The following is an 8,329-nucleotide window of genomic DNA, read 5'->3' on the forward strand; positions in this document are numbered from 1 at the left end:
ATGCCGTTAAATATTCGAGAGTGGGATTGTCCAGACTGTGGGACTCACCATGACCGAGATGTTAACGCTAGTAAAAACATTTTGGCCGCAGGGCTTGCGGTGTCAGTCTGTAGAGCGACCATAAGACCAGAACAGAGTAAAACTGGGGCGGCAGGTGCGGAACCCCGAATGGGAAAGAAGCAGAAACCTAAATCGTGAGGTTTGGGAATCGCCGTCCGTTTACGGCGGTGAGGATGTCAACAGAAAATATAGCAGTTAGCCGTCTATTAGATATTTTAGTACAAATGCTCGGACTTCTTCTCCGCAGCTCCCTGTTCTGGTGTAGTCTTAACGAGTAATTGACCGCCTTTATCCTCAAGATGAAGTGTAACCTAATTTTGATATCGACGGCCGGCGACCGACTCCCCAAAAGGAAAACTTTCTACCTCACCATTAGGATAACTACTTATGTATGAATAATATTATTGACCATGATCGTTTATTTAAGGAATTAATTTCGACTTTTTTTGTTGAATTTATTCAGTTGTTTTTCCCCGCGGTTATTAATTATTTAGAGCCTAATCAGATCACATTTTTAGACAAAGAAGTCTTTACCGATGTCACGGAAGGAGAAAAGTATGAAAGTGATTTAGTCGCCCAAGTTCAATTTCGGGGACAATCATCATTTTTCTTAATTCATCTAGAAGCACAGTCTAGCTCTCAACCGGAATTTAATCGGCGAATGTTTAATTATTTCGCTCGTCTGCATCAAAAATTTGCCTTACCAGTTTATCCGATTGTCATATTTTCCTATGAGCGTCCACAAAAAGAAGCAATTCGTCAATACAAAATTGATTTTCCTGACTTAAAAGTGTTAGAATTTAACTATCAAGTTGTCCAGTTAAATCGCTTGCATTGGCGAGATTTTCTCAATCAAGCTAATCCCGTCGCCGCCGCTTTGATGGCCAAGATGAAAATTGCCCCTCGGGATAGGGCAAAAGTTAAGGCACAATGTCTAAGATTATTGGTAACATTAAGATTAGATGCCGCTAGAATGCAATTGATTTCAGGTTTTGTCGATACCTATCTCAATCTCAACTCGTCCGAGGAGATAGAATTTCAACAGGAGATTAGCACATTTATTCAACCCGAACAGGAGGGAGTTATGCAGATTACCACCAGTTGGATGCGTCGCGGTTTAGAACAGGGTTTAGAACAGGGTTTAGAACAGGGTTTAGAACAGGGTTTAGCAAGAGAAAGAAATCTAATTGTCCGTCTGATTAAACGTAAGTTAGGAGCTATTGATGTGGATATAGAGAGTCGGATTATGACCTTGAATATTGATGATCTGGAACGAGCGGGGGAAGCTTTATTTGATTTTTCGACAGTGGAGGATTTAACTAATTGGTTAAATGTTTTAGATGCTTAGTATTTTTCTTTTAAACTTCAGAGAAGGCCAGGTATGGGTATGAGTATAAGCTTTGAAAATGCTATCCAACAAACTCAAGATTTACTAACTCAAATTGAGTTTTTAGATGCCAACACAATCACTCAAAAACTTACTGAGTTAGTCTCGACAGAAAATGGAGCCAGAGGATTTTTTGTCACTTACTTAACCAGCGATTTATCCTATACTGAATATCCTAGTTTAGAAGTAATCACTGCTTTAAAAACTTCCCCGATATTAGTGAATGAATTATTAGTCAAAAATCTGGCTATGTCCACGGCAATGGTTATCTATCATCGCAAGCAAGGAGATGAAGAAAACGCCCGAGGTTCTGAGAGAGTCCAGGAAAAAACTGGTCAACTAATTAAGCAGTTATTATCGCCAGAACTGGGGGAAAAATTACAACAATTAGCCACCAGTTTAAACAGGGAACAAGGAGAATATCAAGCCTTTCTAGAGCGCTGGGGATATGACGATTGCCAACGTCAAGCGATCGCAGAAATTATTCAACCTTTTCTTCAGTAACTAGGGTTTGCTGGAAAAGTTGGTTGTTGGGAGCAGGGTGTAGGGTGCGGGGTGTAGGGTGTGGGGTTTTGCCCATTCCGATCAATACAGGGTCCGGCACTTTTGGATGGCCAAAAAGTCTAAAAGTCTTATCCAACAAGCTTTTTGGATTTATTCAGCCGGAGTTCGGTATTTCTTAGTCAACTTCCGGGAGGTAAAACCCCAAGCCGATGATGGGATTTGAACCCACGACCAATTGATTACGAATCAACTACTCTACCACTGAGCTACATCGGCACATTGCCAATTCCCGATTATATCACGGACAATAGATACACAGCTAGAAAAATTTTTTTATGAGCAAATCCACTCGACTCGATCCCCAAAAATACGCCCGCTTGAAAGAGGAAGCGGCTAATCCCTACCGAGGTCTGCGGCAGTTTATCTATCTCGGTTTAGGTGCTTCTGGTTTTATTGGTGCGGTGGTTTTTCTAGCCCAATTAGCGGCAGGTAGGGACGTAGCCACCGCCTTACCCAATTTTGCCCTACAAATCGGGGTGGTGGCCCTGATGATTTGGTTATTTCGTCGGGAGAAAAAAGCTGGCGGTTGAGGGAGTAGCGGCCGATGGCCAAAACAGTCTCTTCTCCCGGAGAATAAAAGTTAACATTAACTCTAGTCTTTTCGTGTTATGATCGGAGGGAGAGTCAAGATTAGTGTTCAAGTTCGTTTTCAGTATTAATTCGGTAAGTCTTTTACTTTAGTATTGTTCGGCTTCTCCCTGAATTTTGTGTCTCCACACCGTTTCGAGTATTGATCGAGGATTCAAGTATTATGTCTATTTTTGTTGGTAATCTCTCTTACGAGATTTCCCAAGAAGATCTGGTCGACGTCTTTGCAGAGTACGGCAAGGTTAAAAGGGTTCATATTCCCGTGGATCGCGATACACAGCGCAAACGCGGTTTCGCCTTCGTGGAAATGGAAAGTAAAGCCGAGGAAGCCGCTGCGATTGAGGCACTGGATGGTGCTGACTGGATGGGACGAGCAATTAAAGTTAACCAGGCCCGCGAGCGTGAAGAGCGCACAGAGCGTGCGCCCTTCAATGGTGGTGGTGGTGACAGAAAAAAACGCTATTAAGCTTTTTTTGTGAATAATTGTCGGAGGGTGAACAGGGTTCACCCTTTTTTTATCGGCAATTGCGATCGCAGATACGCTCAAAACCAATAGAAATCTAAATGTCTGAGTCTCTCCAAAAGGTAACAAGTAAACTATAAAGGATATCGTCATCAGAATCTGATCGGCGATCGACTCCCGAATATATGGACAACAAAAACCGATGGAGACAACCTACACCCTAGCTGATGGGACTGAAGCACTTCAATGCCCCACTTTAGTCGAAGATGATCGCACGGGCATGAGTCCCGAAACCCTAAAACGGGCTTTTCTGGACAATCTGTTTTATTTGCAAGGGGTTAACCGCACTAATGCCAGTCCCTACAATTACTATGTCGCCCTTGCCTACACCGTTCGCGATCGCCTCCTGCGTCGTTTTCTGAAATCCACCGACACCTACAAACAAGAAAAAGTTAAACTCGTCTGCTATTTCTCCGCCGAATTTCTCATGGGGCGGTATTTAGGCAATAATCTCGCTAATTTGGGTATTTACGACCTAATCAAAGAGACGATCGAGGAATTAGGTCTTGATTTTGAGGAAATTATCGAACAGGAACCGGATCCCGGCCTCGGAAACGGCGGTTTAGGGCGTTTAGCGGCTTGTTTCCTCGATTCCCTCGCTTCCCTAGAAATTCCCGCTATCGGTTACGGTATCCGCTACGAATTTGGCATTTTCCATCAAATGATCCAAGACGGTTGGCAGGTGGAAATCCCCGATAACTGGTTACGCTTCGGCAATCCTTGGGAATTACCCCGTCCCGATGAAAGTGTGGAAGTAAAACTGGGTGGCCGGACGGAAATCTATCACGATGATAAGGGACAGGAACGGGTACAATGGCTGCCGGAACGTCGGGTTTTAGCCATTCCCCACGATACCCCCGTCCCGGGTTACAAAACCAACACGGTTAACGCTTTGCGTCTCTGGAAGGCAGAAGCGAGTGAATCGTTTAATTTTGAGGCTTTTAACGCCGGGTTATACGATCAATCCGTGGCCGAAAAAATGGACGCGGAAACCATTTCTAAAGTCCTTTATCCCAACGATAATACCCCCGCCGGTCGCGAATTACGTCTCGCCCAACAATACTTTTTTGTGGCCGCTTCCCTGCAAGATTTAATTCGCATTCACCTAAAAAGCCACAAAAATCTGCAAAACTTCCACGAAACCGCCGCTATTCAACTAAACGATACTCACCCCGCCATTGCGATCGCTGAGTTAATGCGTTTGTTAGTGGATGAAAACGGCTTAGAATGGTCAAAAGCTTGGACAATTACCCAAAAAACCTTCGCTTATACCAATCATACCCTATTGCCGGAAGCCCTAGAACGTTGGTCGGCGGATCTGATCGGGAAATTGCTGCCCCGACATCTAGAAATTATCTACCTGATCAATCACTTTTTCCTTGAGGATGTGCGGACTTGGTTTCCCGATAACGAGGAGTTATTGGGCAAATTGTCGATAGTTGAAGAAGCTGGTTGGGGTAATAAACAAATTCGCATGGCTAATTTAGCCTGTGTGGGTAGTCACTCGATTAATGGAGTCGCTGCCTTACACACCGAGTTACTGCAAAAAGACACCCTGAAAGAGTTTGCCATGCTCTGGCCGGAAAAATTCTACAATAAAACCAATGGTGTCACCCCGCGCCGGTGGATTTTATTGAGCAATCCCCAATTATCGGCACTATTTACCGAAAAAATCGGCGATAATTGGTTAAAAGACCTGAAGGAATTGCGAAAACTGGAACAATACCTTGATGATCCCGAATTTCGTCAGCGTTGGTATGAAATTAAACAGGCGAATAAGGCCGATTTAGCGGCTTATATGCTGAAAACCCGCAATATCGAGGTGGATGTTAATTCGATTTTCGATGTGCAGGTAAAACGGATTCACGAATACAAACGCCAACATCTGGCAGTTCTGCACATTATCGCCCTTTATAATCGCATTAAACAGAACCCTCAGATCGATATCGTGCCGCGCACTTTTATCTTTGGTGGTAAGGCAGCCCCCGGCTACTTTATGGCGAAGTTAATTATTAAGTTAACTAATGCTGTGGCTGAAATTGTGAATAAGGATCCTGATGTCAGAGGTCGTTTAAAAGTGGTTTTCCTGCCTAACTTTAACGTTTCTTTGGGTCAACGCATCTATCCGGCGGCGGATCTTTCCGAACAGATTTCTACGGCGGGTAAGGAAGCTTCCGGAACCGGTAATATGAAGTTTGCCATGAATGGCTCCCTCACCATCGGGACTCTGGACGGCGCTAATATCGAAATTCGCGAGGAAGCAGGGGCAGAAAATTTCTTCCTTTTTGGCTTGACAGCAGAAGAAGTTTATGCTAAGAAAGCCCACGGTTATGAACCGATGAGCTATTACAAAAATAATCGCGAATTGAAGGGAGTGATCGATCGAATTAAGAGTGGTTATTTTAGCCATGGTGACCAGGAATTATTCAGGCCGATCGTTGATTCTCTCCTCTACGATGACCAGTATATGCTTTTAGCTGATTATCAATCCTACGCTGATTGTCAGGAACAGGTAAGTGAAGCTTATCGCGATCGGGACAAGTGGACGCGGATGTCGATTCTTAACTCGGTTCGTATGGCAAAATTCTCTAGCGATCGCACAATCTGGGAATATTGTCAAGAGATTTGGAAAGTTAATCCGGTCAAGATTAGTTTAGAGGATTAAAAAACTCGGTCAAGTTCGGGTTTAGTCTTTGACTAGCCCGAATTCTGGAACCGTAGCCCCCAAAAATGCTTGATGAAAACGTCTAAACTATGATTTTTATGATTGTTTGATGGACTAGGATTTTAAGTTTTATACACTTCAATTATTTCTAGTTATAGTTAGGTTTTCTTTTCGGCTTGTGAACTCTTTTAAACTGTAAACTGATATTTCCAAAATTAAGCAATAATCCAATATCTAACCCATAAGCTTCGAGATAATTGATAGCTTGTGCTAAGTGAACGTCTTCAAGTTGAATAACGGCTTTTAATTCTACCATCACTTTACCTTCAACAAAAAAGTCAACTCGTCTTGTACCTATTTGATCATCTTTATAAAAGATCGGCATTTCGTGTTCTCTCGAAAAAGATAATCCCTGTAGGTTCATTTCTTTTGCCAAAGCACGTTGATAAATTACTTCTTGAAAACCATTTCCTAAGATACGGTGAACTTCCATTGCACAACCAATAATTTTACCTGTTAGTTCACTTTCAGGGTATTGGGGATTAATAAAAGTCATGGCTAGGATTTAGATGATGAAGTGAGGATTTTGATTAGATTGTCTTTGATAATTCAATGTCAAAACTATGATTAGAATGATTTAATGAGCGACTATAATTAGGTTATCTTTGACAATCATGAGTATTTATGGCTCTTCGTTACTTGGTATGGTTCGATAGGGGAGCATAAATCGACTAAATCCTTATCTGGCAAGAGACTTAATTGATTAGTTCGCTCTAGATCAAAAACAATTGACAAAAATCGCCAAATGTCTTTCTCTATAAGAGTTTCATTCCTTATAATCCTGTACGTTGCATAAGACAAACCGAAGAACCGTATTTATTGTCTTATATCACATCATGGGGTCGCTCTCTCGAAAAGAATCATAGTCCATCACACAATCACAAAAATCATAGTTAAGACGATGAATGAACAACGCGCCCAAGCTTATGTTAATTTAATTGAACAGTTGCTCACTTGTGCTAATGGTGAGGAACCCAATATCCTGCAAGCTAATCAGGAATTGATTGACCCCGAATTTTTGCAGATGATGGAAAACTATGCAACAGGGTTAGAATAATAAGGATACAATAACCATGCAGATTGATTTAACACAACACTTTGGGCAATATCTCAACCCTCAAGCGAGAAATATAGAAGAATATGAGGCGTTTTTAACTGTTGGGGACATTGACAACAGGCTAAGGTGTTGTTAGTATATCCAACATGAAGGCTACCGCGCTCATTCGTCGTCGCGTCATCTTGGCCCCAGACGCATTCGCAGAAGTCACTGTCTGGCGTGTTCCCCAACCAGTTCTGCCATCGGAGCATCCTTACAAATATCGTCTCGCTTACATAGTCAACGGCAAATGTGTGTTGCGATATGATAACGAACGCGGTAAAGGCGATCACCGTCATTTCGATGGTGTGGAGTCTCTTTATGCTTTCTCTTCGCCAGACCAATTGATGGCCGACTTCAACTCTGACATTTTGAGGTGGAATTATGAACACGGTCGTTCTTGAAGTTCGCTCCTTGACTGACACCCTTGCCGATGCCGTTCAAGCGATGAAAACTGGTCGAGCAGAAAAAGAAGTTCGTATCAGTTTTGCTACCCCCGAACTTCTCTGGAAAGTTCTGACTGCCAAGCGGTGGGAACTCCTCAAAGCTATGTGCGGTGCTGGCCCCATTTCTATCCGTGAGGCGGCGAGGCGAGTCCATCGGGATGTTAAAGCAGTACATGGAGATATTACGGCACTTTTAAATGTCGGTATTCTGAGCCGTGTAGCAGATGGGAGCGTAGAGTTCCCGTTTGAAGCGATCAAGGTTGAATTCATGTTGCAAGCCGTTTGATCGCCGGATTAGTAGCGATCGCGAATAAAGAGGACACATGAACCAAAAGTATTATCATTCTCAAAGGTAAGTAGGGAGGCGTTAAAAGTTGTCAGACACCCCCCTTATCAAGGGGGGATTAAGGGGGGCAGGGGGGATCGAACCTAAAATCCATTTTTAATTTAATTATAACCAGCTATAAAATAGTGATAGTCGTGCCTATATTCCGATAATTATTAGGAGAATCATCAGATGTCAGTTACTATTGAACAAGATATTAAAGAAGTTTTAGGTGAAATTAATCAGAAACTAGAAAATATTAATAGTCGCCTCACTAATTTAGAGGTTGGACAAGCTAGATTAGAAGAAAAGGTCGATGCTTTAGACAAGGATATTGAGAGGGTGAAAGAAGATACCAAAGAATTGAAAGGCTCTCAAAAGGCCCAGATTTGGACGTTAATCGGAATTTTGGGAACGGCTTTACTAGGAACGGTCATTCGCTACATTATTATTCCTTTTCCTCCTCAATCGTAAATATAGCATTTACATTTGAGACGTGGAAACCAATTTCTGAAAAAAATGCTATAATCTAAGTCAATGTTTTAATAACTTTAATTATGGACAAGGCTCAGAAAATCAAAAAAGATATCGAGGAACTAGATAAATGGATTAAAA

General features: G+C 42.3%; 11 protein-coding genes and 1 tRNA gene. 10 read left to right on the forward strand and 2 right to left on the reverse strand.

The window, feature by feature from the left end; all coding sequences use genetic code 11:
* The 3 genes from IM450_RS13100 to IM450_RS13110 form a co-directional block, all read left to right on the forward strand.
* Positions 1-198 (forward strand): zinc ribbon domain-containing protein (locus IM450_RS13100; protein WP_287666821.1); only part of this gene is annotated, 198 nt, incomplete at its 5' end.
* Between the two features lie 253 nt (positions 199-451).
* Positions 452-1,408 (forward strand): DUF4351 domain-containing protein, encoded by a 957-nt coding sequence (locus IM450_RS13105; protein ID WP_287666824.1) that lies wholly within the window; start codon positions 452-454, stop codon positions 1,406-1,408.
* Between the two features lie 39 nt (positions 1,409-1,447).
* Entirely contained in the window at positions 1,448-1,951 is a 504-nt protein-coding gene (locus IM450_RS13110) for a hypothetical protein (RefSeq protein WP_043997712.1), read from the forward strand.
* A gap of 204 nt (positions 1,952-2,155) precedes the next feature.
* Here IM450_RS13110 and IM450_RS13115 read toward each other — a convergent pair.
* Positions 2,156-2,227: transfer RNA gene (locus tag IM450_RS13115), tRNA-Thr, on the reverse strand.
* Between the two features lie 59 nt (positions 2,228-2,286).
* On the opposite strand from IM450_RS13115, the gene IM450_RS13120 reads away from it, so the two are divergent.
* From IM450_RS13120 to IM450_RS13130, 3 genes are all read left to right on the forward strand, one after another.
* Positions 2,287-2,541: a DUF3493 domain-containing protein gene (locus IM450_RS13120; protein ID WP_287666827.1), complete on the forward strand. Its 255-nt coding sequence runs from the start codon at positions 2,287-2,289 to the stop codon at positions 2,539-2,541.
* A gap of 221 nt (positions 2,542-2,762) precedes the next feature.
* Positions 2,763-3,065 carry an RNA recognition motif domain-containing protein gene (locus IM450_RS13125; RefSeq protein WP_002800929.1) on the forward strand — a complete coding sequence of 101 codons (303 nt, stop codon included), beginning with the start codon at positions 2,763-2,765 and terminating at the stop codon, positions 3,063-3,065.
* A gap of 199 nt (positions 3,066-3,264) precedes the next feature.
* The gene (locus tag IM450_RS13130; protein ID WP_287666830.1) at positions 3,265-5,787 is read left to right on the forward strand and encodes a glycogen/starch/alpha-glucan phosphorylase; all 2,523 of its coding nucleotides are present in this window, start codon (positions 3,265-3,267) and stop codon (positions 5,785-5,787) included.
* A gap of 148 nt (positions 5,788-5,935) precedes the next feature.
* Here the strand turns inward: IM450_RS13130 and IM450_RS13135 are convergent, their stop codons facing one another.
* Positions 5,936-6,343, reverse strand: a complete 408-nt coding sequence (locus IM450_RS13135; protein WP_002759175.1) for a GxxExxY protein — start codon at positions 6,341-6,343, stop codon at positions 5,936-5,938.
* Positions 6,344-6,748: 405 nt separating this feature from the next.
* On the opposite strand from IM450_RS13135, the gene IM450_RS13140 reads away from it, so the two are divergent.
* From IM450_RS13140 to IM450_RS13155, 4 genes are all read left to right on the forward strand, one after another.
* Positions 6,749-6,904, forward strand: a complete 156-nt coding sequence (locus IM450_RS13140) for a hypothetical protein (RefSeq protein ID WP_002800933.1) — start codon at positions 6,749-6,751, stop codon at positions 6,902-6,904.
* 146 nt (positions 6,905-7,050) lie between these two features.
* Positions 7,051-7,347, forward strand: a complete 297-nt coding sequence (locus tag IM450_RS13145) for a toxin-antitoxin system TumE family protein (protein ID WP_002751505.1) — start codon at positions 7,051-7,053, stop codon at positions 7,345-7,347.
* Positions 7,328-7,675: an HVO_A0114 family putative DNA-binding protein gene (locus tag IM450_RS13150; RefSeq protein ID WP_002751511.1), complete on the forward strand. Its 348-nt coding sequence runs from the start codon at positions 7,328-7,330 to the stop codon at positions 7,673-7,675. The genes IM450_RS13145 and IM450_RS13150 overlap by 20 nt, the downstream gene beginning before the upstream one ends.
* Before the next feature lie 231 nt (positions 7,676-7,906).
* A complete protein-coding gene (locus IM450_RS13155; protein WP_002800934.1) occupies positions 7,907-8,188 on the forward strand; it encodes a hemolysin XhlA family protein in 282 nt (93 codons plus the stop codon).
* Positions 8,189-8,329 lie beyond the last annotated feature (141 nt).

The sequence above is a fragment of the Microcystis sp. M083S1 genome, assembly GCF_020246405.1.
Taxonomy (GTDB): Bacteria; Cyanobacteriota; Cyanobacteriia; order Cyanobacteriales; family Microcystaceae; genus Microcystis; species Microcystis aeruginosa_C.